Below are 26,072 nucleotides of genomic sequence, written 5' to 3' on the forward strand. Positions count from 1 at the left end.
AAGGAAGTACTCGATCATGCTGTGGGCGATGCAAGCCTTAGACGCCAGTCGTCAAAAGTGTGGTGCGAGGCAGGGTTAGATGCCCTAGAAGGATTAAAGGCTTTAATTATAAGGTCTTTCCTCAAAGGCCCTATACTTAAGAACTTTAATGAAAGGGTGAATTATTCTGTCATATCGTCAACGTTTATCCCTATTAGTCATAATAGACTCTGTCATCGTGTTAACGTCCATTTTCTTTAGTCACTTTTTGGTAAATGCCAACCTTCATGTCCTGTCTCTTCCCTTAGTTGTCAGTTCAGTAACCTTGCTGCTGAGTCATCATATCTTTTCGTTCATCTATAAGCTTTATAAGAAGGCATGGGAGCATGCGAGCATCACGGAGTTGCTGTTTATTTTTAAGGCGATCACCTTTTCGATGATTGCTGTTGCGTTTGTTCAGCAAATCGTTGTCCATGATATTTATTTTCGCTTGCTCGCTGTGACATGGATGCTGCATTCGCTATTAATCGGAGGCTCTCGTTTCTGCTGGAGACTTATTGTAAGTACCTACATGAATAAGTCTGTTAATAAAAAAAGATCGCTCATTGTTGGCGCAGGCTCAGCTGGGATGATGGTCGCGAGGCAATTAATTAAAAGCAATGATGCGGAATTCATTCCTGTTGTTTTCATTGATGACAATGTGAATATTCACGGTTTGGATATTCTTGGAATACCCGTGTATGGCGGGGTTGATCAGATCGAAAAAGCGGTGGAAGAGTTAAACATCGACAACATCATTATTGCCATTCCATCCTTGGGAAAAAAGGAATTAAATCTTATTTTCCAAGAATGCTCGAAAACCAAAGCAAGGACGCAAACCCTTCCGATGCTGGAAGATTTGGTATCCGGGAAGCTGTCCGTGAATCATTTCATGGACGTGCAGGTCGAGGACTTGCTAGGCCGCCAACCCATTGAGCTGGATATTGAAAGTATTTCCGAATATATCACGGGCAAAGTCGTACTGGTTACAGGCGCCGGAGGCTCGATTGGCTCGGAAGTTTGTCGTCAGGTTACGAAGTTCAGTCCTCAGAAGTTAATTTTACTGGGTCATGGCGAGAACAGCATCTACAGCATTGAGATGGAATTAAAGGACTCTGATGGGCATACAGAGATTGAATTCATTACTGAAATAGCAGATGTACAGGATGTCAAAAAAATGATGTCGATCATGAACAAATATAAGCCAAATGTCGTGTATCACGCCGCTGCGCATAAACATGTGCCTCTTATGGAGAGAAATCCGGAAGAAGCGTTCAAGAACAATGTCATCGGCACGATGAATGTAGCGATGGCCGCAAGTCAATACGAGGTGGATACCTTCGTGATGATTTCTACGGATAAAGCTGTCAATCCAACCAGTGTGATGGGCGCGACCAAGCGAATGGCCGAAATGATCATTCAAGATATGGATAAATCAAGCAAGACGAAGTTCGTTGCTGTACGTTTCGGCAATGTGCTCGGGAGCCGTGGCAGCGTAATTCCTCGATTCAAGCAGCAAATTGTCAAAGGCGGTCCTGTTTCCGTTACGCATCCTGACATGATTCGTTACTTTATGACGATTCCCGAGGCCTCCAGATTAGTTATCCAGGCGGGTGCTTTAGCCAGAGGTGGAGAGATTTTTGTTCTAGATATGGGAGAACCGGTCAAGATTGTTGATTTGGCTAAGAATCTTATTAAGCTTTCAGGCAATACCTTAGAAGATATCGGCATCGAATTCACCGGAATGAGACCGGGAGAAAAGCTGTATGAAGAATTGTTAAAAGCAGATGAAATCGATGGAAAGCATGTCTTCCCGAAAATTTATATTGGCAAAACGGCCAATCTGTATATGGAAGAAATCAAAGAAATGATCTCTACCTACGCTACGTTGGATAAAGAAAGTCTCAGAACGCAACTATTAGATCTAGCCAATAGCAAAGTCATTCCAATACCGAAAAAGCTAGTCTCGATTGGCTAAAAGGAGCAAACATTCATGAGAGTAAGAAAAGCGATTATTCCAGCAGCTGGTTTAGGAACCAGATTCTTGCCTGCAACCAAAGCTATGCCCAAAGAAATGCTGCCCATCGTCGATAAGCCTACCATTCAATACATCGTTGAAGAAGCTATTGAGTCGGGAATCGAGGACATTATTATCGTCACCGGCAAAGGGAAAAGAGCGATTGAGGACCATTTCGACAATTGCTTTGAGCTCGAACAGAATTTGTTTGAGAAGCAGAAATTCGAGCTGTTAACGGAAGTTCAAAAGTCGTCCAAAGTAGAGATTCATTATATTCGGCAAAAGGAGCCTAAGGGTCTGGGACATGCCATTTGGTGCGCGCGCAAGTTCATCGGTGATGAACCGTTTGCTGTTCTTCTCGGCGACGATATTGTTCGGGCAGATACGCCTTGTTTGAAGCAAATGATTCATCAATATGAGCAAAGGGAAGCATCCATTATCGGTGTGCAGCATGTATCGGCCGATGAGGTGTCCCGCTATGGCATTGTGGACGGAATGGAAATCACTAAGCGGTTATTTAGCGTTAATCACTTAGTGGAGAAGCCGAAGAAAGAGGAAGCGCCATCGAACATTGCGATTATGGGGCGTTACATTTTAACACCGCGGATTTTCGATATTCTGAGCAATCAAGAGCCAGGTTCCGGTGGGGAAATCCAGCTCACGGATGCCATTGCGGAATTGAATCGCCTTGAATCTGTGTATGCTTACGAATTTGAAGGCCAACGATTCGATGTGGGCGAGAAATTAGGTTTTATTCAAACCACCATCGACTACGCGCTTCAGCGTGAGGATCTGAAATATGAACTGTTGAAATACCTTTCTTCGATCCTGGAGAAGGAACTCATTAAGTAGGGGATGCGGATGCCGAAGAAAGTGCTGTTATGTGCCACTGTTGATTATCACTTCAAAGCCTTCCATATCCCCTATATGAAATGGTTCAAAGAGCAGGGTTGGGAAGTCCATATTGCCGCGAACGGGAATATGGAGCTTCCGTATGTCGACAAGAAGATGAACATCCCCATTCAACGATCCCCACTCCAGCAAGCCAATTTAAAAGCTTACGCGCAATTAAAGTCAATTATCAATGAGAATCACTATGATATCATCCATTGCCATACCCCGATGGGCGGTGTGCTGGCGCGCCTCGCAGCGCGACAAGCGCGGAAGAAGGGCACGAAGGTCATCTATACCGCGCATGGTTTTCACTTTTGCAAGGGAGCGCCTTATCTTCATTGGCTGGTGTATTATCCCTTAGAGAAATTGCTTTCTTATTTGACGGACTGCTTGATAACAATTAATGAGGAAGATTACCGATTAGCTGTTAAGCACCGATTCCGGGCAAGTCGGGTTGAACATGTTCACGGCGTTGGGGTGAATACAGAACGGTTCAAACCGGTGGAAGACTTCTATAAGCGGGAGTTAAAGATGGCAAACGGGTATCAACCGGATGACATTCTGCTCTTCTATGCAGCAGAGTTTAATAGCAATAAAAATCAGCAAATGCTTATTCGTGCCTTAGCTTCAGCCAAAGAGGATGCACCCAAAGTCAAGCTTCTGCTTGCCGGTGAAGGAGCATTGAAAGAACAATGCCGGGAACTAGCCGAGCAGTTGCAGGTGGCGGATCGGGTCGAATTTCTGGGGTATCGCAGTGATATCGATCAACTTTTGCAGATGTGCGATGTGGCAGTAGCATCAAGTCTGCGCGAAGGACTGCCGGTGAATCTCATGGAGGCCATGGCGAGCGGACTTCCGATTATAGCAAGTGAAAACCGAGGCCATAATGAGCTGGTACGCAATGAGCAGAATGGCTGGCTTATCGTTCCCAATGATCATACAGCTATGGCTGAGAAAATTAAGCAGGCTGCTCACAGCCAGGCATTACGAATGAAGCTGGGGAAGAGCGGGCGTGAATGGGTTGAAAGTCGATACGCCATCCATCAGGTGCTGGAAGAAAAGAGCAGAATATATTCCCTATTTATGGACGAAAAGGTGGAAGTCATGTGGGCGATCCAATAAGAATTCTGCATGTTGTCGTGAATATGAATCGAGGCGGAGCCGAAACGCTCCTGATGAATCTATATCGGAATATGGATCGAACCAAGGTCCAATTCGACTTCTTAACCTGCAAAGCAGGAGCCTATGATGCTGAGATTATGGGGATGGGGGGAATCATTCATCGGATTCCCTATGTTTCGGAGATTGGTCATGGGAAGTATATCCAAGCGTTGGATCAATTTTTCGCGACGTATACAAATTATAAAATTGTGCATGCCCATATGGATAAAATGAGTGGATTCGTCCTGCGTTCCGCCAAAAAAGCGGGCGCACCTATACGAATTGCCCATAGTCATAATACGAGCAGTGAAGGCGGAATTGCCGCTAAGCTCTATAAATGGTTTGCCGGTACTTTCATTACCTCGTGTGCAACGCACTTTCTAGCCTGTTCGACGAAAGCAGCAGAATGGCTGTTTGACAAAAAAGAGAAAAATGCGGTAATCCTCAAAAATGGCATCGAGAGTGATAAATTTGCGTTTTCCCCCGAGGTGAGAGCGCAAGTTCGGCGGGAATTGAAGCTTTCACCGGATTGTTATGTAGTTGGCCATGTGGGCCGATTCGCTCATCAGAAAAATCATGCCTTCCTCATTGACGTCTTTGCTCAAATGAATCGGGAGAGACCGGATACAGTGCTGGTCCTAGCTGGAGATGGACCGCTGCGAGCTGTCATCGAGAAGAAAGTGAAAGCTTGTCTCTTGCAGGACAAGGTCAGATTCCTCGGGGTCCGCAGTGATATTACGCGCTTGCTGCAAGCTTTTGATCTGTTCGTATTTCCTTCCCTGCACGAAGGATTGCCTGTCACGCTCATTGAGGCGCAGGGCGCAGGGCTGCCTTGCCTTATTTCTGACGAAATTACCCAGGAAGTGGATATGGATATTCATTTGGTAGAGCGGCTGTCGTTAAGCGACAAGCAGCTGTGGGTAGACAGAATGAAGCAAATCATAACGGGGAACTTCCCCCGTCAGATTCCGGCTTTATCCTTATCGAACAAAGGCTACGACATCAAGAGTACAGCAGCATGGACAGAAGGTTTTTATTTAGGCATATCGAGGTGATCGTATGAAGAAGCTTACCGTGTTTACACCGACTTATAACAGAGCCTATTGTCTGGTTCATTGTTACGAAAGTCTGAAGCGGCAAACCTCCAAAGACTTCATCTGGTTAATTATTGATGATGGCTCTACGGACAACACGCATGAGCTGGTGGCAAGCTGGCAGGCGGAGAATGAAATTCTTATCCGTTATCATCATCAGGAGAATCAGGGGATGCATGGAGCCCATAATACCGCCTATCAACTGATCAACACGGAATTAAATGTCTGTATTGATTCCGATGATTATATGCCGGATAACGCTGTAGAACAAATAAACACTTTCTGGGAGAAACACGGACATGATCGTGTAAGTGGAATCATTGGGCTCGACGCCTTCACCGATGGCCGCATCATTGGCTCAAGGATGCCTGAAGAGCTTGCAAGCTCAACACTTTTTGAGCTATACAGCAAGCATCGCGTGACGGGGGATAAGAAGCTGGTGTATCGAACAGAACTAACCCGCAGCTATCCTTATCCCATTTTTGAGAATGAGAAGTATGTGGGCTTAGCTTATAAGTATTATAAGCTGGATCAACAATATGAAATGCTGTTGATGAATGAAGTGCTTTGCTGTGTGGAGTATTTGCCGGACGGCTCCTCGATGAATATGTTCAAGCAGTATCGCAAGAACCCCAAGGGATTTGCTTTCTACAGGAAAGAACTTATGAAGCTTCCCTATGCCAGCCTATTATTCAAATTCAGGCAATCCATCCACTATGTGTCGAGCAGCATGACTTCGGGGAATCGCAGGTTTATGAAGGAAACACCGGCTAAGGTGCTGACTTTTCTAGCTATTCCTCTGGGAATCGTCCTCTATTGGTACATGATTAGGAAAACAAGAATCTCTTAGGCACGCGAAAGGAATATCCAAATGGCTATCTTATGGGTTAATCTGATTGTCGTTTATGTGGCATCTTTCTTCTCCAGATATTTGGGCAAACCAGTGACAATCGGCTCTGGACCACTAATGATAAAGCCTAATAAATGGTTGGCTGCCATCGTTATGGCTACATTTGTTGTCATAGCAGGGCTGCGCAACAACATAGGCGATACGTTCTTTTATATGTATGCCTACAAGCTCAATGATTTCACCTGGGAGCAGGTTCTGGCAGAAAAGGATATTGGCTTTGGCATCCTGCAAATGATTTTGAAATCATTTACGGCGAATCCGCAATTGTTAATCTTCTTAACTGCACTAGTGACCAATGTGCTCATTGTCTATGTGTTCTACAAGTATTCAAAGCTATTTGAGATGAGTATCTATGTCTATATCACATCGGGGCTGTACATTGTTTCGATGAACGGCGTTCGCCAGTTTCTGGCATCTGCCCTTGTATTTGCGGCTACCAAGTATTTATTCTCTGGAAGCTGGCAAAAGTACTTTCTCGTAGTTGCCTTCGCTTCTACTTTTCATGAGAGTGCTCTAATCCTTATTCCTATCTATTTCATTGTTCGAAGAAAGGCATGGGCAGCCTCGACGTTCGTACTCCTATTCATGGCGGTCATCTTAATTCTGGGATATAACGTGTTGTCGGATGCCATATTCTCAGCTATCGCGGATACGCATTACAGTGAGTACAAGAACTTTCAGGAAGGCGGAGCTAATGTCATTCGCGTAGCCGTGAGCGCTGTCCCTCTCGTGTTTGCTTATTTGGGAAGACATAAACTCAGAGCGTTATTTCCGCAAAGCGATTACATCGTGAATATGTCCTTGCTGAATTTTGTGATCATGGCTGTGGCTACGCAGAATTGGATTTTCGCGAGGTTCACGATCTACTTCGGCTTATATAATGTCATTCTCATGTCATGGGTCATTAGCTTATTTGTCAGAAGAGAGCAGAAACTGATTTACTACGCGATTCTTGCTTTTTATTTCGTGTATTTCTACTACGAGAACGTAGTGACCTTGCATATTTTTTATAATAGCGATTACTTAAGGTTCTAATAATGGATAGGGGGTATAGATGATGGCAGTCCTTGTTACTGGTGGTGCTGGTTATATAGGGAGTCATACCTGTTTGGAATTATTAAATGCAGGATATGAGATCGTGGTTGTAGACAATCTTGCCAACAGCAGTATGGAATCGCTAAGACGGGTGAAGGAATTAACGGGGAAGGATTTCACCTTCTATGAGACAGATCTCTTGGACCGAGAGGCAATGGAAATCATTTTTGAGCAAAATGAGATAGACGCAGTCATTCATCTGGCTGGTTTCAAAGCCGTAGGGGAATCGGTTCGGCTCCCGCTTCGCTACTACCATAATAATATTACGGGCACGCTCGTACTCTGCCAGTTAATGCAGGAATATGCGGTTAAGGCAATCGTATTCAGCTCATCCGCTACGGTGTATGGCATGTCGGACAGCGTGCCGATTTCTGAAGATTTCCCGCTTAGCGCAACGAACGCTTATGGGAGAACGAAGCTAATGATCGAAGAGATCATGACCGATCTGTATGCTTCAGATAGGGAATGGAGTATTGCGCTGCTGCGTTATTTTAACCCAATTGGTGCTCACAGCAGTGGCAAGCTAGGTGAGGACCCGAGTGGAAAACCGAATAATCTGATGCCTTATATTACGCAAGTGGCCGTAGGCGAGTTAACGGAGCTGCACATTTACGGAAGCGATTATCCGACACTGGACGGCACGGGGGTAAGGGATTATATCCATGTTGTGGATCTGGCTAGAGGGCACTTGAAAGCACTGGAGAAGGTGCTGTCATCTACGGGCGTAGAAGCGTACAACCTAGGGACTGGGCGTGGCTACAGCGTGATGGAAATGGTGATCTCCTTCGAAAAAGTAACCGGCCAGCATATTTCGTATCGGATGACGGACCGGCGGCCAGGAGATATCGGCATCTGTTATTCAGACCCTTCCAAGGCGGCAAGAGAACTCGGCTGGGTTGCCCAGAAGGGCATTGAAGAGATGTGCGAGGATGCTTGGCGTTGGCAAGTGAATAATCCGCAAGGGTATAACAAGGAGAAGCCTCTGCTTCGCGCGGGAATATCCTAGCAGTGATCCTGTAGACACCACACATACATTATTAATAGATAAAGAGGTCTTATTCATGGATATATCTGCATTGACAAGTCAACAGATGAGAGAAATTGTCATCGACGTCTACAGGATCGGTAAGGAATCGGAACATCTGAAGGCCAATGAGCTCATTGAAGAAATAAAAAGGCAGATTATGTTGGTCCTGAGGGAGGAAGTGACTTGTCAATCCTAAACAGCAAATCTATGCGGAAATTCTCGAATTTGCTGTCTTTGATGCAGAAGGGAATGGTTGCTCAAATTTGGTCAATTAAGGTTTTCCAATCCGAACATATGATTTCGACTTTCTGTATGGAGACCAATTTGGATACGCCCTCTCTGCAAGCATCCGATGTTCGTGATGTGCAAGCCGAATTTGTAGCGGACCCTTTTATCATCACATATAAGCAGAAATTTTACTTGTTTTTTGAAGTCTTTAATAAGGGCTCGGCACGGGGGGAAATTGGTTTAGCGATCAGTGATGACGGAGCGAAGTGGGAATATCAGCGAATTGTGCTGCGTGAAAGCTTTCATCTGTCGTACCCGCAGGTGTTTGTCATCGGGGATGACGTCTATATGCTGCCGGAGACCTCAGGAGCTGGGCGTGTATTGTTATACAAGGCGAAGCAATTTCCATTCCAATGGGAAGTCGTTTCGGTGTTATTTGAAGGAAACTTCCTGGATCCTTCCATTGTGAAGCATGAAGACAAGTGGTGGATATTTGCCGGCTCCGAAGGAGGCAACCTTCATTTATTCCACGCAGACCAGTTATTGGGTCCATGGATGGAGCATCCTCATAATCCTATCATTACGAATGACAAAAGGATTACAAGACCTGGAGGACGCCTCGTCGCAATGGGAAGTCAACTGTACCGCTATACCCAAGATGGTTCCCAATATTACGGAAATTCTGTGCGCGTGTTCAAAGTACATACACTTTCTGAATTTGAGTATACGGATGAGGAAGTGTCGCTCGTGCTGCGAGGCACGAATAAAGAGCGAGACTGGCGGAAAGACGGCATGCACCATATTGACCAGCTCATGATTAGCGATACGCAGTGGCTGGTAGCGGTAGATGGCCAGAGGACGAAAAGGTGGAACTATTTTGCATGGAAGCTGGATCGGATTAAATCACGGATGTTTAGTTAAGATCAGTAGGAGAAGATAGCATATGAAGCGATTATTTGATTTATTGGCAGCGATTCCTTGCTTTGTTTTATTTCTCCCGATCATCGGGATTGTCGCGGTTCTCGTAAGATTCAAGCTGGGAGCTCCTGTGATCTTCAAGCAGCAGAGACCTGGATTGCATGGGAAACCGATTCAACTGTATAAGTTTCGTACCATGACGGATGAACGCGATGACGCGGGGAAATTGCTTCCGGATTCCGTTAGATTAACCTCATTTGGCAAATTGCTAAGGAAGTATAGTCTGGATGAACTCCTGCAATTGGTTAATGTGATTCAAGGGGATTTGAGCTTGGTAGGGCCAAGACCGCTATTAATGGATTATTTGCCGCTTTATTCAGAGGAACAAGCCAAACGGCATCTGGTTCGGCCGGGCATTACCGGATGGGCCCAAGTCAACGGCAGAAACCAAATCTCCTGGGAAGATAAATTTAAGCTGGATGTCTGGTACGTGGAGAATCAAAGTTTTCTTCTTGATATGAAAATCCTCGCATTAACCGTTGTGAAGGTTCTGAAGTCCGATGGGATCAGTCATGGCAATCATGTAACGATGGAGAAATTCTCGGGTTCGAACCTCTCATGAAGGTTGTGATACATAATGGATCTTGCCCTCATAGGTGAAGGCGGTCATAGCAAAGTAATCAAGGATTTAATCGGATCGAAGCAAGGGTACACGGTCAGGGCTATCTTGGATGACAAGTATGAACAATTACAACTCGTTGGCGACGTCTACCGAGGTCCTATATCCTCCGCACATGATCTGGCAGATCAGATCAGCTCGCTCAAATTTGTGATTGGAATCGGCAGCAATCAAATTCGCAAGACCATTGCAGATCGACTTGGTTTAACCAGCGAAAGCTATGTGACTCTCATTCATGATTCTGCCATCGTTAGCGGAAGTGCTTCAATCGGAGTCGGGTCGGTGATCATGGCTTATACCATTGTCAATGCCGATGTAATCATAGGGGATCACGCTATCATTAATTCGGGCGCAATCGTTGAACACGACTCCTATGTCGGTGATTATGTCCACATCGCCCCAAAAGCCTTGCTGACAGGCGCTGTCGTTGCCCATGAAGGGGCTATGATCGGTGCAGGTGCAACGATTATTCCAGGAAAGAGGATGGGGGAGTGGGCGACTGTAGGAGCAGGTGCAACAGTCATCCATGATATTCCAGCTTATCGTACAGCAGTAGGCACGCCTGCACGGATGATTGCTAAGTCTTCATAGGAATCTGAGGGAACATGGCTATTGATTTATATCACCAATTAGGAAGGCAGTGAAATTAATTCTATGTCGCTACAAAATAAGAAAATATTTCTTTCTCCTCCACACATGAGCGGGAATGAAATGACATATATCCAGGATGCTTTTGATACAAATTGGATCGCGCCGCTGGGTCCGCATGTGGACGCTTTTGAGAAGGAGCTTGCTGCCTATGTAGGCGTTAAGGATGCCGCGGCAGTCAGCTCAGGGACAGCGGCCATTCATCTCGCTTTGCAGCTGCTGGATGTGAAAGCAGGCGATACGGTTTTCTGCTCAAGCCTTACCTTTGTAGCCAGCGCAAACCCAATTGTCTATTGCGGAGCAAGGCCTGTCTTTATTGATTCTGAGCCGGAGACATGGAATATGTCGCCACAGGCTCTGGAGCGCGCACTGCTTGACGCGAGGCGCGCGGGGCAATTGCCCAAAGCCGTTATCGTCGTCAATCTCTATGGCCAAAGTGCTAAAATGGACGAAATTGTTCAGTTGTGCGATGACTTTGATATTCCGATTATCGAGGATGCGGCTGAATCCTTGGGTTCCACCTATCGCGGCAAAGCAAGCGGCTCCTTTGGCCGATTTGGCGTGTATTCCTTTAACGGGAACAAAATCATATCCACGTCAGGCGGCGGCATGCTGGTGTCTAATGATATGGAACAGCTAAAGAGAGCTCGTTTTTTAGCTACACAAGCAAGAGATCAAGCTGCCCACTACCAGCACAGCCAATTGGGCTTTAATTACCGGCTGAGTAATGTGCTGGCAGGCATTGGCAGAGCTCAATTAGAGGTGCTGAATGAGCGTGTTCAAGCTAGAAGATTGATTTTTGACAGGTATCAAGAAGCGTTGTCCTCTGTACCTGGCATTCATTTCATGCCGGAACTAGCCAATTCCCGTTCGAATCGTTGGCTCACCGTCTTAACCATAGACGAGCAAGAAGCGGGGGCTAGCGTGCAGGAAGTGTTCGCAGCCTTGACGGCACAAAACATTGAAGCTCGTCCGGTATGGAAGCCGCTTCATCTGCAGCCGCTGTTTGAAGGAGCCGTATTTTATCCGCATCAGGACAAGGAAATGGTATCTGAACAATTGTTTCATAAAGGTTTATGTCTGCCTTCCGGATCTCAAATGACAGAAGATGACCAGACCAGGGTAATCTCGTGTGTGAAGAAATCAATCCTGCAAACGATTCATTCCAGTTAACTACTATACAGGAGGTATCATTAGCCATGTGCGGAATTGTCGGATACATCGGTAATCAAGATGCGAAGGAAATTTTAGTGAAAGGGCTGGAGAAGCTTGAATACAGAGGTTATGACTCATCAGGGATCGCCCTGTTAAACGACAGTGGACTGCATGTCTACAAAGAACAGGGCCGCATTGCTGCCCTTCGCGAGGCAATCGATGAGCAGGAGCAGGCGACAGTAGGAATCGGTCACACCCGATGGGCCACGCACGGGAAGCCAAGTCGGAGAAATGCTCATCCTCATCTTAGCAACAGCGGGCGATTTACGGTTGTGCATAACGGAGTGATCGAAAACTATGAAGAGCTTAGAACACAATACTTGCTGGGAACACCTTTCGCTAGTGAAACGGATACAGAAGTTATTGTGCAATTGCTGGATAAATGGGTGGACAGTGGATTAGCTGTGGAGGAGGCTTTCAGGCAGCTGCTCTTGGAGATCAAAGGTTCCTATGCCGTTGCCTTATTAGACAATCAAGATTTGGAAACGATCTATGTGGGGAAAAATAAGAGCCCGCTGCTGATCGGACTCGGTCCAGATTTCCATGTTATTGCTAGTGATGCTATGGCCATGCTGCAAGTAACGAATCAATTTGTCGAATTGATGGATGAGGAAATCGTCATTCTGCGGCAGAACTTCAAAAGGATTCAAAACTTGAACGGTGAGGTCATTCAGCGCAGACCTTTTCACGTCAAGCTGAATGCCAGCGATATAGAAAAAGGGCCTTACCCGCACTATATGCTGAAGGAAATCGACGAACAGCCGGTCGTTATTCGCAAGGTTATTTCCAAATATCAAGATGCTGCTGGGGAATTGGTTATTGATAGCAAGATTCGCACGTGCATGAAGAAAGCTGATCGGATCTATATTATTGCTTGTGGTACAAGCTACCACGCTGGATTAGCGGGGAAGCAGCTCATTGAGCGTATAGCGGATATACCCGTTGAAACACACATTGCCAGTGAATTCTTATATAACAGACCTATCCTGTCACCGAACCCGTTTTTTATCTTTATTTCGCAAAGTGGAGAAACAGCGGACATTCGAGGTGTGTTAGTCGATATCAAACAAATGGGCCACAGCTCTTTGACGATAACCAACGTTCCAGGTTCAACGCTATCTCGCGAAGCCACGTATACCTTATTGACGCATGCCGGACCGGAGATAGCGGTAGCCTCCACGAAGGCTTATACAGCACAAATCGCTGTCCTAGCCATATTGGCATTCGATAGCGCACGTGCCAAGGGGATTCAGATAGATGTGAACCCTGCGCATGAATTAAGTATTGCCGCGAATGCCATGGAAATTATGATTAATCACAAGGAAGTTATGGAAGAGATCGTTTGGCAATATTTAAATGATTCGCACAACTGCTTTTTTATCGGTCGGGGTGTGGACTACTATGCTTGTTTGGAAGGCGCGCTCAAGCTGAAGGAGATTTCTTATATTCAAGCAGAAGGGTTTCCGGGCGGAGAGCTGAAGCACGGTACGATTGCGTTGATTGAGGAAGGTACTCCGGTGATTGCACTCCTGACGCAAGCTCATGTTAGAGCTAATCTTCGCAGCAATGTTCAGGAGGTCAAAGCACGCGGCGCGCATGTCTGCATGATTAGCATCGAAGGGATAGCGGAGAAAGAAGATCATGTTATTTTGCCTGCCGTCCATGAATGGCTAACACCGCTTGTTTCTGTCATTCCGTTCCAGCTCATTGCTTATTATGCTGCGCTATATCGAGGGTGCGATATTGATAAACCCAGAAATCTTGCCAAGAGTGTCACTGTGGAGTGATGGAGACCATGATCGGACAAAACATTTCAAGCATTCGCAAACAAAGGGGCTATACGTTGTCCGAGCTTTCCGAGCGGACGGGGATCTCTAAATCCTATTTAAGCAATATTGAACGCAATCTGAAACAGAACCCGTCCATCCATGTCATGGAAAGAATTGCTTTGGTTCTGAAGGTAGATTTGAAAACGCTGTTAAAAATAGCCGTAGATGTGGACACCAATCCCCAGCTGGATCAAGAGTGGATCGATTTTGTTTTTTACTTGAAACAATCAGGCATAGCCAAGGAACGCATCCATGAATTTAAAATTTTAATTGATTTTATGAAATGGCACGATGATAAAACGATGAATAAGCAGTAATCCATTAACGGCGTTGACCCAAAGAACCTTTTTTTTGGTAAAATGCCGTTCTTAATAACAAACAAATTTGTTCGTTGTAAGAAATTCTGCTATACTAACAACAAGAGCAACTATAACTTCACGAAGAGGGAAGATCCGAAATGATTGGTAAACGAGTGCAACAATTGCGGAAAGAGAAAGGCCTGTCCCTGACAGAACTGGCAGAGCGCGCTGGCGTGGCGAAGTCATATATTAGCAGCTTGGAACGGGATATTCAGAAGAATCCGTCGATTCAATTTCTTGAGAAAATTGCAGCTGTACTAAAGGTGCCTGTTGACAGGTTAATTGATGATCAGGAAGAAATGGCTCCAAACGACGGTGAGCTGGATCAGGAATGGTATGAGATCATTAAGGAAGCCATGACTTCTGGGGTTGACAAACAGCAGTTCCGGGAATTTTTAGATTTTAATAAATGGAGAATGAAACGTCCGAACGATGAGTAGTATTGCGTTTGTTTGTGAATTCTACGAGGACGTGCAGGTATTGTTTGCTGTTGTCAGGTGTGGATTTTTCATAGGTTGATAGGGGCTTCTTAGGAATGCGCGGATATCCTCCAACGTAAGACCTAATTTACGTGCACTTATAATCAGATTCATCCACTCTGCATCAAACTCTTCGGTTTTCATCTGGTTTAACATACTCATAGTTAACCCCTCCACAATCATCCTATGTGATACAAATCGTATCTTACTGCTTATTATTGCACGTTTTTTCCGTGAAATCAATCCTGAAAATATTAAAATTATACAAAGTGTATCAGGACTATTGTAGATCCCTCGACAAATAACGCGTGAATACGGAAGATGACCCCAATAAACGAGAGAGGGGAGGGACTACCTTGTGAATGGTAAGCGCCTTAGCCGTAGGACGTTTCTCAAGAATGGCCTTTTTACCCTTAAAGCCCTTGCTGCCCTAGCCGGAGTTGGCGGTCTTTATAGTATTTTTGGAGAGCGGTTCTGGATTCAAGTCAAAAGGGTTCCACTGGCCTACCGGCGTTTTCCATCCTCTTTCGCTGGTATGCGTATTGTTCAATTCAGCGATACACATATTGGGAAGTATTACAGTTTGAAACGATTGGAAGAAGTCGTGGAACTGGTGCAAAAGCAGAAGCCTGATTTGATCTGCTTTACAGGGGATCTATTTGATTCCAAATTCGGGGAAGTAAGCGATGACGTTATTCCAATTCTCGCACGACTGCAAGCTCAGCTGGGCAAATTTGCTGTCCTCGGTAATCACGATATGCGTTTGAATGCCAAACGAGTCGTGGATGTGCTGGAGCGCTCGGGTTTTACCGTACTTATTAACGGAAGCCGCTCGATTGTACGAGGACACGAGCGCATGCAGGTGGTAGGTATAGATGAAATGTTCCATGGTCAGCCTGACTTGCCGCTTGCGTTGAAGGGGGTAGGCAAGGACGATTTCGTCCTTTTACTTGCCCATGAACCTGATTTTGCAGATACAGCCTTAGCCTTTCCAGTAGATTTGCAGCTCTCTGGTCACAGCCATGGGGGACAGATACGAATTCCTTTTTACGGGAGCATCTTTATACCAGATTTGGCTCAGAAGTATCCGATGGGGCTCTACAGCTTCGCGGGAAGTGAATTTCATGTGTATACGAATCGCGGGATAGGAACAACGTTGTTTCCGATCCGCTTCAATTGCCGGCCAGAGATGACAGTTTTCGACCTTGAGGCTAAGCAGATGTAGCCCTGCAGAAGCTCCGCTGGCTTACGCCAACGGAGTGGAAGCTAATAGCAGAACCATTTTTTCCAAATATCATAAGAATCTTTGCAGTCCATGTCTTCCCACTTGATCTTATCGAAGTTTTTCGAGTTTTTCTTCATGAAATCATCTAAATCTTCTTTGCTCTCTTTTTTATTGCTAGTGAAGTGAGAGAATAGTTGTTGAATCGTTTGTGTGGCCGTTTTTTTGTTCACGGAGGAGTTATTTGAGCCTGTTGATGCAGAAGCATAGGCGGGAAAAAGTATAGCGCTAAACAGTAAAAGGATCAGGGATATTCTGGTGATTTTAAACATTGTACCTAACCTCCCTTCATGATAAATTAATATGTATGTAGGAGTGGCTGTTCGTTATTAAGAATTATATCGTAAATATTAGGTTTTGAGAACTAGAAAAGGCATAGATCATTTCTAACATTTGTGATACAATATGTATCATATGGTAATAAAGAGGGGGGTTTTAGAAGGAAACTATTTTTTTTAGTATTTTTGGATACAATTAGTATCGCATAAAATGAATCCGATTAAAATGATGTGAGGTGCAACTCATGCAAGTTGTTCAGCCTATTAGAGAACAAGAGAAAATCGAAGCCATACAAGCCGTGTTGAAAGAACAGTCGATTCGAGACTGGCTTCTATTCACAATTGGGATTAATTCGGGACTCCATCTAAGTGATCTTCTATCTTTGAAAGTAAAAGATGTGATGGATCGAAATATCGTACATGTGCGGGAGGAAAAGACGGGTAAATTAAAGACGTTTCAGCTTTCTACACAGCTCAAGGTATTTATTGAGGATTATATCAAATATATGGATGAAGACAATTTCTTATTTCCATCCCAACGAACGGGTAATCCAATTAAGAGAATTCGGGTTTATCGGATTCTAAGCGAAGCCGCCAAGCAGGTGGGGCTATCTGATATTGGTACGCACACGCTCCGCAAAACATATGGTTATCATTATTACCTAAAAACGAAAAACGTCTCCGTTTTGAGAGATTTATTCAATCAATCGGCCCCATCCGTTACTTTAAGATATATCGGTGTGACGAGCTAGCCATCACTTCAATTCAAAGATCATAGCTGAGCGTTGGGAGTGTGACTTCTTTATGAAACACGAAGAAAAAATTCTGGTTAACATTCATCAAGTACTTCAGCAGCTAGGAATTGACCCACAGAAGTTTCAGCCTACAACAGGGATATCTTCCTCACAACCTACTCCAAAGAGCGCTCAGCTCTCACAAAAGCGATAAATCTTCTTGCTTCTTCGGGAGTCAGCCTTCTGCCATCTACCGTTAAAGAAAACTTTTTGAGAATGCTTTCATCCGTCAAATCGAGATGTTCAACGAATTCGCGAACATCGTGATCAAGAACCATTTCGGGTTGATCTGTTCTACCTAGCAAGTAATCAATCGTAACATGAAAGAAAGTTGCAATCTTATTAATCGTTTCGTAATCGGGCTCACGGCGATTGGTTTCATAATGCGAAAGAGCAGCTCGAGAAATCCCGATTTTCGTGGATAGTTCTTCTTGAGTCAGTCCTCTTTTTTCACGTAATTGCGCAATGCGATCTCCATACTTCAAGTAGGTATCATTCCTCACTATTTATATTTCCTATAACCAATATCCACTGCTTTTTAAGGCTGTATCAGAGAACTATTATAGCAAAGCGGAGATTCATTTGACTAGATAAAAGATGAAACTATAAAGGAGAGTTATGGGAATGGCAGTGGAGAAAAGGAATAAATTGGCATTAGTGGTACCGTTTATAGGCAAGTTAAATATTGTTCAAATTCGAGATCAACCTATTAATAGCAAATATACATTAATTGACATTATAGAGCTTGAGAAATATCATTTTAAATTTATTAGCTCGTTATGCTTGCCAACGAATCACCAGGTCACTTATGGATTTGAACTGACCATTTTTAATCAATCCATTCAAGTTTTCGGCGGCATTACGCTAGTCAGCAATACGGAAAATGAATACGTGTATAAAGCAATCATTAAACAGGACAAGCATGCAGATACGGATTCTGAAATGATATATATGATTAATCAGCTAGCCGCCAAACAGAATAATAAATACGGTAAACTAGTTAAAAGCTACTCAACAGATTCTTTATCCATGGAGAATACAGTCGATCTGATATGCTGAAAAAGCTAGAAGAATCAGTAGATTCGTCTATGAATTAACGGATATTCAAGCCTTTTTCACAAATTCTGGATTTCCCCCCTTGTAATGTTACAAATCGTATCCTATAATTGGTTTGTATACATATCGTAACAATTGTTGAATCCGAGAAATTAAGGGGGGAAGATCATGAATTTAGATATTGTATATTGTATTCAATGTAATTCACTTATGGTAAAAGAAAACGCAAACAAGATCTTTAAGACGGGTTTTTATCATACGACGATCCCACTTTGCCTCTGTAAATCGTGTGCTTGTACGGAGGAAAATAGGTTCAATATTGAAATTATTGGCAATTCACATAAATGTTATACGGATTTTGATCTGCCGTTGTCCTATCAAGTTCTAAGGGCGCACGTACATAGAGTGATCTACCAAAAAGAAACTTTTGCTTCAACATACGGACTATAAGAATGGACATTCCAAGAAGCCGCCCCTCTTTTATGAAAAGTGGAGCGGCTTTTTGTCGTTGCTGTTACTGCAGCAAATGCTTATAAGCACTATAATCAATTGCCTGCTTCTCCAAGAAGCTGGTTAAGCTCTTGTAGTCGCGCTTAGGAGTTGCAAGAATATATCCTTCAATGCAGTGGTCTCTTGTGACTTGATCGGCTTGCGCTTCGAGGGCTACTTGTCCGATGCGAGCGGCGATCGAATGCTTGGCAATATCCCGGAAAGCTGTTGGCACCGGCGAAACGAGTTGATCCAGAAATACTTTGGAATCTTCCGTCCATAGATGCCGGGAGCTGTCAACGTAATGATTCTGCCAATCGAGCTTCGACTTGCCGTCTTCCTTGGGAAGTACCTTGAGAAACTTGCGAAACATGAAAAATCCGCCTACCGACATGAAAAAAAGCAGGACACATACCCAGAAAATGATGAACCACATGAAGAAATCATTAGCCATTTATTTGTCACCTCACTCGTTTACATCGTTATGTGATAAGAATTATACCTTATTTCTAGATTTCTTGCGACAATCCGAGTAAAATAGGAGGGTAGAAGACACATACAAAGGAGTTATGGATCATGCCCAATATTGGCTCACACGTTTCATTCTCAGATAAAGGTTTGTTAAATGCAGCTGAAGAAGCAGTTTCATACGGTTCTTCCACGTTTATGATATACACAGGTGCTCCGCAAAATACGCGCCGTAAACCAATTGAGGATCAATATATTGAAGAAGGCAAAGCTCTGATGGACAAGCATGCCATCAGCGAAATCGTCGTCCACGCTCCCTATATTATTAATCTAGGTTCCTACAAAGAGGATACGTTTGAGCTGGCTGTTCGCTTTCTGCAAGAAGAAATTCGTCGTACCGACTACATTGGCGTTCGCAATATTGTGCTTCATCCTGGAGCCTATACGGACAAAGATGCCGAGTATGGCATTGCTAGAATCGCTGATGGATTGAACGAAGTGCTTGCTGGCGTGAAGGATACGAATGTCAAGATTGCACTGGAAACGATGGCTGGCAAAGGGACTGAAATTGGCCGCAGCTTTGAGGAGATTGCCGAGATCATCGAGCGTGTTGAAGAAAATAGCAAAATTTCCGTTTGTCTGGATACTTGCCATATTCATGATGCCGGCTATGATATCGTGAACGATCTGGACGGTGTTCTGCATCATTTTGATAAAGTCGTCGGTTTGGAAAGACTTGGCGTGATTCACTTGAATGACAGTAAAAATGCCCGCGGAGCCAGCAAAGACCGTCACGCACCGTTAGGTTCGGGATGGATTGGCTTTGAGGCGATGAATAATGTAGCCAACCATCCTAAGCTGCAGCATTTGCCGATGATTCTAGAGACACCATGGATCGGAAAAGAAGACAAAACGCAGCGTCCGATGTACGAGGCTGAGATCGCTTTGTTGTCAGGCAATTTGAGCGGACGTTTTGGCGGCGAATTCTTGGATCAAGTCGAGCGGATTGACCACTTATTCGGTAAAAAAGATATTCATTTCCGTGATTATGTCCTAAATACATGGGATCTATTGAAAAATGATGCAAAAGCGAAGAAAGCGGATGGCCGCGAGCCTTTGGAGCGTTTGTACGATATCCTGTTCGAAGAACGCATTTTGGCTGATTTGACAGAAGAACAATTGAATCAACGCCTGATTGTGTGGCTTGCCGGCAAAGATGTGTTGAAAAAAGCTTAATAGAGTTCAATAATAGAAACGCAGCTCCCTTAACGGGGAGCTTTAGTTTAGGCTTATAGGGGGAGAAACATGGTACTGGCAAGTAATAATAGTCCACTTCGTAAAGACATCGAAATGAAGAATAGGGCAAGAATGTTAATTTCCTGTCCGGATCAACCAGGCATCGTCGCGGCAGTTTCACAATTTTTATTTGAATATGGCGCAAATATCGTGCAATCCGATCAATATACGATGGATCCGGAAGGCGGAATGTTCTTCATCCGTATCGAATTTGATCTGGAAGAGCTTGCGAGTCGTGTCGAGCAGCTGAAAGCGGATTTCTCCGGCGTTGCCGACAAGTTCAAAATGGATTGGAGCCTTTCGTCAGCCAGCCAGAAAAAGCGGATCGCGATTTTCGTATCGAAGGAAGATCATGCTTTGCTTGAGCTGCTATGGCATTGGCGTGCTGGCGATCTGAATGCGGATATCGCGATGGTGATCAGCAATCATCCGGATATGCAGTCGCTGGTAGAGCCTTTCGGCATTCCGTATTACCACATTCCGGTAACGGCCGATACGAAAGCAGAAGCGGAGCGCCGTCAGCTAGAAGTGGTGGGAGACAAAGTAGATGCGATCGTTCTCGCACGCTATATGCAAATCGTGTCGCCTTCTTTCATTAAGCATTACGCGAATCGGATCATTAATATTCATCATTCGTTCTTGCCAGCGTTTGTCGGCGGCAAGCCTTATGCGCAAGCTCATAACCGCGGTGTGAAAATCATCGGAGCCACGGCCCATTACGTGACGGAAGAATTAGATGGCGGGCCGATTATTGAGCAGGACGTTCAGCGGGTAAGCCACCGCGACAACGTCGAAGACTTGAAACGAATCGGTCGACATATTGAACGAATTGTTCTTGCCAGAGCCGTCGCGTGGCATGTTGAAGATCGAATTATTGTTCATAACAATAAAACGGTTGTTTTTAATTAATGGGGAAAGCTAGGCTGTGTCCGCTGCGGATGCAGCTTTTTTGGCAAGATGCCGTGCAGACGTGAACTCCTTTTAGCGGTTTATTGTGGCAAAGCCTCAAAGCAAATGGTACAATAATGCAAGCGATAAAAACTACTTGTATGTACAAGTTGGACATGGATGATAAATACAGAAAAATAGGAGGAAATTCTCGAATGACAGTTACAAACAAAACGATTGAACAACTAGCCGTAGACACGATCCGTACTCTCGGTATCGATGCCGTTGAGAAAGCCAAATCAGGACACCCAGGTATGGTTATGGGGGCAGCTCCAATGGCTTACGTGCTGTGGAAACAACATATGAAACACAATCCGGCCAATCCAAAATGGGTCAATCGTGACCGTTTCGTGCTTTCCGCGGGACATGGCTCCATGCTGCTATACAGCCTTCTTCACTTATGTGGATACGATCTGCCGATCGAAGAGATCAAGAACTTCCGCCAATGGGGAAGCAAGACGCCAGGACATCCGGAATACGGTCATACAGCCGGTGTTGACGCAACGACAGGTCCTCTTGGACAAGGTATTGGTATGGCTGTGGGTATGGCGATGGCCGAAGCTCACCTGAGAGAGACTTATAACAAAGAGAACTTCCCTGTAATCGACCACTATACTTATGCAATCTGTGGCGACGGCGATATGATGGAAGGCGTTTCTTCCGAAGCCGTTTCCTTGGCAGCGCACCTGAAATTGGGCAAATTAATTATGTTGTACGATTCCAACGATATCTCGCTGGATGGCGAATTGAATATGGCATTCTCCGAAAACGTTCAAGGACGTTTCGAAGCTTATGGCTGGCAAGTTCTGCGCGTAGAAGAGCAAAATGATCTTGCTGCTATTTCCCGAGCAATTGCAGAAGCCAAAGCGGATACAACACGTCCTACCTTGATTGAAGTGAAAACAACAATCGGCTTCGGCAGCCCGAACAAAGGCGGCAAAGGCGGTCACGTAGGTCCTCATGGTTCACCGCTTGGCGGCGACGAAGTGAAATTGACGAAGCAAGCCTATGGCTGGCCGGAAGAACCGGATTTCTTGGTTCCGGACGAAGTTAAAGCGCATTATGCGGAGATTCAAAAAGAAGGCGCTGCAGCTGAACAAGCTTGGAGCACGCTGCTGAATGACTACATCAAAGCGTTCCCAGAGCTTGGCAGCCAATTCAGCGCAGCTGTAAGTGGTGAACTGCCAGCAGGCTGGGATGCAGACCTTCCGGTCTACAGCACATCGGACAAGCCGATGGCAACACGTGTTGCTTCCGGTAATGCGATCAATGCCGTTGCTGGCAAATTGCCGCAATTGATCGGTGGCTCCGCGGATCTGGCGAGCTCCAACAACACGATGATCAAGGGTGAAGCGAACTTCACGGCTAGCAGCTATGCAGGCCGTAACGTATGGTTCGGTGTTCGTGAATTCGGTATGGGTACTGCACTGAATGGTATGGCTTTGCATGGCGGTGTGAAAGTATACGGAGCAACTTTCTTCGTATTCTCCGACTATCTGCGTGCTTCCATCCGTTTGGCAGCTCTTATGCAGCTTCCGGTTATCTATGTTCTAACACATGACAGTATTGCTGTTGGTGAAGACGGACCTACGCATGAGCCGATTGAACAACTGCCAGCGCTTCGCGTCATTCCGGGCATTACCGTCATTCGTCCTGCGGACGGCAACGAAACTTCCGAAGCATGGCGTTATGCGATTGCTGAGGCTAAAGGGCCAGTTGCGCTCGTATTGACTCGTCAAAATCTGCCGATTCTTGAAGGTGCGGTAGAAGGAGCGAAAGCTAACCTTAGAAAAGGCGGATACGTGGTATCCGACGCAGCTAACGGCAAGCCAGACGCTCAGATCCTGGCAACAGGCTCCGAAGTGCAATTGGCTGTCGCGGCGCAAAAATTGCTGCAAGAAGAAGGCATTCACGTTCGTGTCGTCAGTTTGCCAAGCTTGGAGCTGTTCGAGAAGCAATCCAAAGAATACAAAGATTCCGTTATTTTGCCGGAAGTTAAGAAGCGTCTTGCAGTTGAAATGGCGTACCCGCTTGGTTGGGAGCGTTATGTAGGCGACCAAGGATCTATCTTGGGGATTTCCACTTTCGGAGCATCCGCACCTGGCGACGTAGTCCTCAAAGAATACGGCTTCTCTCCTGAAAATGTTGTAGCGAGAGTGAAAGCTCTCTTGTCATAAGCTAATTCATCCATGGCCAAAGCCCACCAACGGTGGGCTTGCCATTATTCATTGTTCATTAGAGGGGGAACTATTCACCATGTCCAGCTTTGAAAATGTAACCGTATTAACGAAAGCCAATGTTTATTTCGACGGTAAAGTAACGAGCCGTACCGTTGTATTCGCAGACGGAACCAAAAAAACGCTCGGTATCTTGCTTCCAGGTGAATACGAATTCGGCACAGATACGAAAGAAATTATGGAAATCCAAGCTGGCGACTTGAATGTATTGCTTCCGGGCAGCAGTGAATGGATCAGCATTAGCGGTCAAGGTGAATTCACAGTTCCGGCTAATGCGAAATTCAAGCTCGAAGTGAAAACAGTCAGCGATTATATTTGCTCTTATATTTCTGAATAAATTAGACGGAGAGATTATTCTCTGCCAAAGAAATCCCATACTTCTATCGGACTTAAAGTCGGATGGAGGTATGGGATTTTTGGGTTTGGATCATGATTAGTTGGGAGACCAGGCATAGTAGGAGCGGCTGTCCATCTGCAGAACCTCTTCGATGTCGCTCATGCGGAGCCATAGATGAACGATCCTTGGCAGGGAATCCGCTTGCATCGCGTGTCTTTGTTGGATGGAGTTGAGGCTGATGCCAATCGTGTGGGGCCGTTCGGGATGGATGACAAGATCATCTAGAAGGACGGTTATGCCTGCTTCGAGCTCTGGGACCTCTTCCAGCATTAACGGCTGAAAAGGGCCGCTAAGAGGGATATAGAGGGTTGATTTGGTCCAATCCAGCTCATGAGGCTGGAAGCGCAGCGCCATGATAAACGGACGAATATGATCCTCATGAAAATCATAGAAAACCGTGCGCTTAGACATCGACAGATGCTCCTTTCTGCTTCAATTGCTCGAGCTTGTTCATAATGGCACGGGTGGAATCGGACCAGTTGGCAGAACTGTATCTTGTGAATTGGCTTTCTGTAAGCCGCTGATATTCTTGGTCCATAATGCCTTGGAGGACGCGGCGCTGAATTTGGACAATGCGTGCTTCCGCAAGCCGATACGTGACTTGGAATTCCTCGGATAAGAGGGCAATCATTTCGTTCTTTTGCTCAGGCAGCGACAGCTTCTTCAGCATCGCAAGCGGCATCGCCGCGTAGAGCTGGAAATTCGTGGCATCCTGCTCCTGCCAATCGACGTAGCGGTCAGGCATGACCATTTGGTTCCCGGAATGGCGCAGCACATGGCACAGCTCATGAAGGAAGTCCTCCCATTGCTCTTTGGCCGATAGCCTGCGGTCGACATTGATGCTGAACAGTCCGTTATTCTCAACAGCCATACTGTTCATATCCATCGTATATACCCAAATATTCAATTTGGCAGCCAAATGAGTCATGGAAAGCTGTGCGGGCGTTGTAATCCCATGTTGGATATATAAATCTTCGACCCACTGTTCCAGAGGGGTAGTTTGATAATGCGTGAACAGGACCAACACCTCGTTATAGGAATGTATGTTCGTTATATATTCGAAAATAAAAGCCCGGTTGGGCTTCATGTATAGAATGGATAAGATTACTGCTCACTACCGGGGGTGCGAGTCTTCTGCTGTTCTTGAATAAAATGCCAGAAACGAAGCATCTCGTCTCTACGTTCTTTGGGGGCATTCTTGAAATCTTTGAAGAACAAACTGACCTCCGGATCATCGACATCAACCGCATGACCGGCTCCCAAAGGTCCATCAAGCGCTTCTTCTTCCGTCGGAGCAAATCCGGCAAGCAGTAGAAGCTCGTCCTTATCAGCACTGTTAAGCGCATCGGCTAAGGCGATAACCGTTTCTCTGGATGGACTGAAGCGGTTATTTTCTATGGAGTTTATAAATGAATAACTGACACCGGATCGTTCTCCAAGCTCCCGCAGGGAATATTTGTTCTGCTGACGCAGACGCCGGATTCGAATGCCGAATTGCACCATATCTTTCATCGCTTCATCACCTTGTTCTATTGTAAAGGGTTGGAGGTACAAAAAACAAGGGGGGTTAGAAAAGAAAGTTTTGATATTCAAAACTTTTGTGTTGTAATTTAAAACAATCCGTCGTATGATTTGTTTAGAAATTCAAAACGACAAATTTTAGGAGATGATCGATGAATGGTTAATCGTTTTTTACATAAAGCAAATACACATATAGATCAGAAGACAACGCGCAAACGTGTGGAGAGGGTGCTTGAACTGGTCCGCATGTTCAGGTCGATTGGCGGTATGAGGAGGGAAAGGGATGCTGTTATCGGCTCGCAATCCGATCTCATCACAGCGGAAATGCCAGGTTTGTATGAGGCGGATCCAGAGGCTTACATAGCAAGTGTAAGCGCGGAGGTGGAGGAGGCTGTCTCGCGGTTGGAGCTGCAGGAGCAGGAGCTGATTCGCAAGCGCTATTTGCAAAAGGATAAGAAATTCGATTTCTTGTTGTTTCATGAATTGAATGTAAGTGAGCGCACCTACCGCCGCATTAAGGCGAAAGCGATGAGCAAGCTGGCTTATATGCTGCGGTTGGAGGTGGAGTCACGGAGCAATGATGCCGCAGAGAGAGTGGAGGCTAGGGGATAGTAATCTAGTGGGGAGCGAACGTCATTCAGGTAGTCAAAGAGAAGCAGGTTCCAAGGATCTGACAGAAGGTTGACCGTACGTTGGCCGTTCACTCTCGATAGGGGATGGTAAGATCGTTGTGAA

Annotated in this window: 30 protein-coding genes; 23 read left to right on the forward strand and 7 right to left on the reverse strand. The window is 45.3% G+C overall.

The features are described from left to right. Nucleotides 1–166 precede the first annotated feature (166 nt). The 15 genes from HQN90_RS11490 (at nucleotide 167) to HQN90_RS11560 (ending at nucleotide 14,532) form a co-directional block, all read left to right on the forward strand. On the forward strand, nucleotides 167–1,996 hold the full coding sequence (locus HQN90_RS11490) for a nucleoside-diphosphate sugar epimerase/dehydratase (protein WP_173218479.1): 1,830 nt from the start codon (nucleotides 167–169) through the stop codon (nucleotides 1,994–1,996). 15 nt (nucleotides 1,997–2,011) lie between these two features. Next, nucleotides 2,012–2,887: a UTP--glucose-1-phosphate uridylyltransferase GalU gene (gene galU, locus HQN90_RS11495; protein ID WP_173218315.1), complete on the forward strand. Its 876-nt coding sequence runs from the start codon at nucleotides 2,012–2,014 to the stop codon at nucleotides 2,885–2,887. 9 nt (nucleotides 2,888–2,896) lie between these two features. Then, a complete protein-coding gene (locus HQN90_RS11500; protein WP_173218317.1) occupies nucleotides 2,897–4,051 on the forward strand; it encodes a glycosyltransferase family 4 protein in 1,155 nt (384 codons plus the stop codon). Next, nucleotides 4,036–5,145 (forward strand): glycosyltransferase, encoded by a 1,110-nt coding sequence (locus HQN90_RS11505; RefSeq protein ID WP_173218319.1) that lies wholly within the window; start codon nucleotides 4,036–4,038, stop codon nucleotides 5,143–5,145. Before HQN90_RS11500 ends, HQN90_RS11505 begins: the two co-directional genes overlap by 16 nt. Nucleotides 5,146–5,149: 4 nt before the next feature. Continuing rightward, nucleotides 5,150–6,034 carry a glycosyltransferase family 2 protein gene (locus HQN90_RS11510; protein ID WP_173218321.1) on the forward strand — a complete coding sequence of 295 codons (885 nt, stop codon included), beginning with the start codon at nucleotides 5,150–5,152 and terminating at the stop codon, nucleotides 6,032–6,034. A 21-nt stretch (nucleotides 6,035–6,055) separates the two neighbouring features. Further along, nucleotides 6,056–7,129: an EpsG family protein gene (locus HQN90_RS11515; protein WP_173218322.1), complete on the forward strand. Its 1,074-nt coding sequence runs from the start codon at nucleotides 6,056–6,058 to the stop codon at nucleotides 7,127–7,129. 22 nt (nucleotides 7,130–7,151) lie between these two features. Beyond that, complete coding sequence (gene galE / locus HQN90_RS11520; protein WP_173218481.1) at nucleotides 7,152–8,195, forward strand: UDP-glucose 4-epimerase GalE; 1,044 nt, start codon at nucleotides 7,152–7,154, stop codon at nucleotides 8,193–8,195. Nucleotides 8,196–8,250: 55 nt separating this feature from the next. Further along, nucleotides 8,251–8,412 carry a YwzD family small protein gene (locus HQN90_RS11525; protein ID WP_173218324.1) on the forward strand — a complete coding sequence of 54 codons (162 nt, stop codon included), beginning with the start codon at nucleotides 8,251–8,253 and terminating at the stop codon, nucleotides 8,410–8,412. Continuing rightward, on the forward strand, nucleotides 8,400–9,365 hold the full coding sequence (locus HQN90_RS11530; RefSeq protein WP_173218326.1) for a glucosamine inositolphosphorylceramide transferase family protein: 966 nt from the start codon (nucleotides 8,400–8,402) through the stop codon (nucleotides 9,363–9,365). The genes HQN90_RS11525 and HQN90_RS11530 overlap by 13 nt, the downstream gene beginning before the upstream one ends. Before the next feature lie 22 nt (nucleotides 9,366–9,387). Next, nucleotides 9,388–9,984, forward strand: coding sequence for a sugar transferase (locus HQN90_RS11535; protein WP_173218328.1), 597 nt, complete (start codon nucleotides 9,388–9,390; stop codon nucleotides 9,982–9,984). A 15-nt stretch (nucleotides 9,985–9,999) separates the two neighbouring features. Further along, nucleotides 10,000–10,632 (forward strand): acetyltransferase, encoded by a 633-nt coding sequence (locus HQN90_RS11540; RefSeq protein WP_173218330.1) that lies wholly within the window; start codon nucleotides 10,000–10,002, stop codon nucleotides 10,630–10,632. 63 nt (nucleotides 10,633–10,695) lie between these two features. After that, nucleotides 10,696–11,862 (forward strand): DegT/DnrJ/EryC1/StrS family aminotransferase, encoded by a 1,167-nt coding sequence (locus HQN90_RS11545; protein WP_173218332.1) that lies wholly within the window; start codon nucleotides 10,696–10,698, stop codon nucleotides 11,860–11,862. Nucleotides 11,863–11,888: 26 nt separating this feature from the next. After that, nucleotides 11,889–13,691, forward strand: a complete 1,803-nt coding sequence (gene glmS, locus HQN90_RS11550; RefSeq protein WP_173218334.1) for a glutamine--fructose-6-phosphate transaminase (isomerizing) — start codon at nucleotides 11,889–11,891, stop codon at nucleotides 13,689–13,691. Between the two features lie 8 nt (nucleotides 13,692–13,699). Continuing rightward, complete coding sequence (locus HQN90_RS11555) at nucleotides 13,700–14,050, forward strand: helix-turn-helix domain-containing protein (protein WP_079414125.1); 351 nt, start codon at nucleotides 13,700–13,702, stop codon at nucleotides 14,048–14,050. Between the two features lie 140 nt (nucleotides 14,051–14,190). Then, on the forward strand, nucleotides 14,191–14,532 hold the full coding sequence (locus tag HQN90_RS11560; protein WP_173218336.1) for a helix-turn-helix domain-containing protein: 342 nt from the start codon (nucleotides 14,191–14,193) through the stop codon (nucleotides 14,530–14,532). Nucleotides 14,533–14,553: 21 nt separating this feature from the next. On the opposite strand, the gene HQN90_RS11565 is transcribed toward HQN90_RS11560, so the two are convergent. After that, complete coding sequence (locus HQN90_RS11565) at nucleotides 14,554–14,733, reverse strand: anti-repressor SinI family protein (protein ID WP_079414123.1); 180 nt, start codon at nucleotides 14,731–14,733, stop codon at nucleotides 14,554–14,556. A gap of 196 nt (nucleotides 14,734–14,929) precedes the next feature. Between HQN90_RS11565 and HQN90_RS11570 the strand changes: the two genes are divergently transcribed. After that, nucleotides 14,930–15,796, forward strand: a complete 867-nt coding sequence (locus HQN90_RS11570; protein WP_173218338.1) for a metallophosphoesterase — start codon at nucleotides 14,930–14,932, stop codon at nucleotides 15,794–15,796. Nucleotides 15,797–15,837: 41 nt separating this feature from the next. On the opposite strand, the gene HQN90_RS11575 is transcribed toward HQN90_RS11570, so the two are convergent. Then, nucleotides 15,838–16,125 carry a hypothetical protein gene (locus tag HQN90_RS11575; RefSeq protein WP_173218340.1) on the reverse strand — a complete coding sequence of 96 codons (288 nt, stop codon included), beginning with the start codon at nucleotides 16,123–16,125 and terminating at the stop codon, nucleotides 15,838–15,840. A gap of 251 nt (nucleotides 16,126–16,376) precedes the next feature. Between HQN90_RS11575 and HQN90_RS11580 the strand changes: the two genes are divergently transcribed. Further along, complete coding sequence (locus HQN90_RS11580; RefSeq protein ID WP_079414120.1) at nucleotides 16,377–16,883, forward strand: tyrosine-type recombinase/integrase; 507 nt, start codon at nucleotides 16,377–16,379, stop codon at nucleotides 16,881–16,883. A 158-nt stretch (nucleotides 16,884–17,041) separates the two neighbouring features. On the opposite strand, the gene HQN90_RS11585 is transcribed toward HQN90_RS11580, so the two are convergent. Then, entirely contained in the window at nucleotides 17,042–17,410 is a 369-nt protein-coding gene (locus HQN90_RS11585) for a helix-turn-helix domain-containing protein (RefSeq protein ID WP_079414203.1), read from the reverse strand. A 139-nt stretch (nucleotides 17,411–17,549) separates the two neighbouring features. On the opposite strand from HQN90_RS11585, the gene HQN90_RS11590 reads away from it, so the two are divergent. Continuing rightward, on the forward strand, nucleotides 17,550–17,984 hold the full coding sequence (locus HQN90_RS11590) for a hypothetical protein (RefSeq protein ID WP_173218342.1): 435 nt from the start codon (nucleotides 17,550–17,552) through the stop codon (nucleotides 17,982–17,984). A gap of 511 nt (nucleotides 17,985–18,495) precedes the next feature. Here the strand turns inward: HQN90_RS11590 and HQN90_RS11595 are convergent. After that, complete coding sequence (locus tag HQN90_RS11595; protein WP_079414117.1) at nucleotides 18,496–18,924, reverse strand: DUF2621 domain-containing protein; 429 nt, start codon at nucleotides 18,922–18,924, stop codon at nucleotides 18,496–18,498. 122 nt (nucleotides 18,925–19,046) lie between these two features. Here HQN90_RS11595 and HQN90_RS11600 point away from each other — a divergent pair, with 122 nt between their 5' ends. From HQN90_RS11600 to ppnP, 4 genes are all read left to right on the forward strand, one after another. Next, a complete protein-coding gene (locus HQN90_RS11600) occupies nucleotides 19,047–20,174 on the forward strand; it encodes a deoxyribonuclease IV (RefSeq protein WP_173218344.1) in 1,128 nt (375 codons plus the stop codon). A gap of 69 nt (nucleotides 20,175–20,243) precedes the next feature. Continuing rightward, on the forward strand, nucleotides 20,244–21,143 hold the full coding sequence (gene purU / locus HQN90_RS11605) for a formyltetrahydrofolate deformylase (RefSeq protein WP_173218346.1): 900 nt from the start codon (nucleotides 20,244–20,246) through the stop codon (nucleotides 21,141–21,143). A 194-nt stretch (nucleotides 21,144–21,337) separates the two neighbouring features. Continuing rightward, on the forward strand, nucleotides 21,338–23,359 hold the full coding sequence (gene tkt / locus HQN90_RS11610; RefSeq protein WP_173218348.1) for a transketolase: 2,022 nt from the start codon (nucleotides 21,338–21,340) through the stop codon (nucleotides 23,357–23,359). A gap of 79 nt (nucleotides 23,360–23,438) precedes the next feature. After that, a complete protein-coding gene (ppnP, locus tag HQN90_RS11615) occupies nucleotides 23,439–23,756 on the forward strand; it encodes a pyrimidine/purine nucleoside phosphorylase (RefSeq protein ID WP_173218349.1) in 318 nt (105 codons plus the stop codon). 96 nt (nucleotides 23,757–23,852) lie between these two features. On the opposite strand, the gene HQN90_RS11620 is transcribed toward ppnP, so the two are convergent. The 3 genes from HQN90_RS11620 to HQN90_RS11630 form a co-directional block, all read right to left on the reverse strand. Further along, complete coding sequence (locus HQN90_RS11620) at nucleotides 23,853–24,227, reverse strand: hypothetical protein (protein ID WP_173218351.1); 375 nt, start codon at nucleotides 24,225–24,227, stop codon at nucleotides 23,853–23,855. Beyond that, on the reverse strand, nucleotides 24,220–24,840 hold the full coding sequence (locus tag HQN90_RS11625; RefSeq protein WP_173218353.1) for an ImmA/IrrE family metallo-endopeptidase: 621 nt from the start codon (nucleotides 24,838–24,840) through the stop codon (nucleotides 24,220–24,222). Before HQN90_RS11625 ends, HQN90_RS11620 begins: the two co-directional genes overlap by 8 nt. 80 nt (nucleotides 24,841–24,920) lie before the next feature. Next, entirely contained in the window at nucleotides 24,921–25,328 is a 408-nt protein-coding gene (locus HQN90_RS11630) for a helix-turn-helix domain-containing protein (protein WP_173218355.1), read from the reverse strand. 165 nt (nucleotides 25,329–25,493) lie between these two features. Between HQN90_RS11630 and HQN90_RS11635 the strand changes: the two genes are divergently transcribed. Then, on the forward strand, nucleotides 25,494–25,949 hold the full coding sequence (locus HQN90_RS11635; protein WP_173218357.1) for an ArpU family phage packaging/lysis transcriptional regulator: 456 nt from the start codon (nucleotides 25,494–25,496) through the stop codon (nucleotides 25,947–25,949). Nucleotides 25,950–26,072 lie beyond the last annotated feature (123 nt).

It is taken from the genome of Paenibacillus alba (assembly GCF_013204855.1).
GTDB lineage: Bacteria > Bacillota > Bacilli > Paenibacillales > NBRC-103111 > Paenibacillus_E > Paenibacillus_E alba.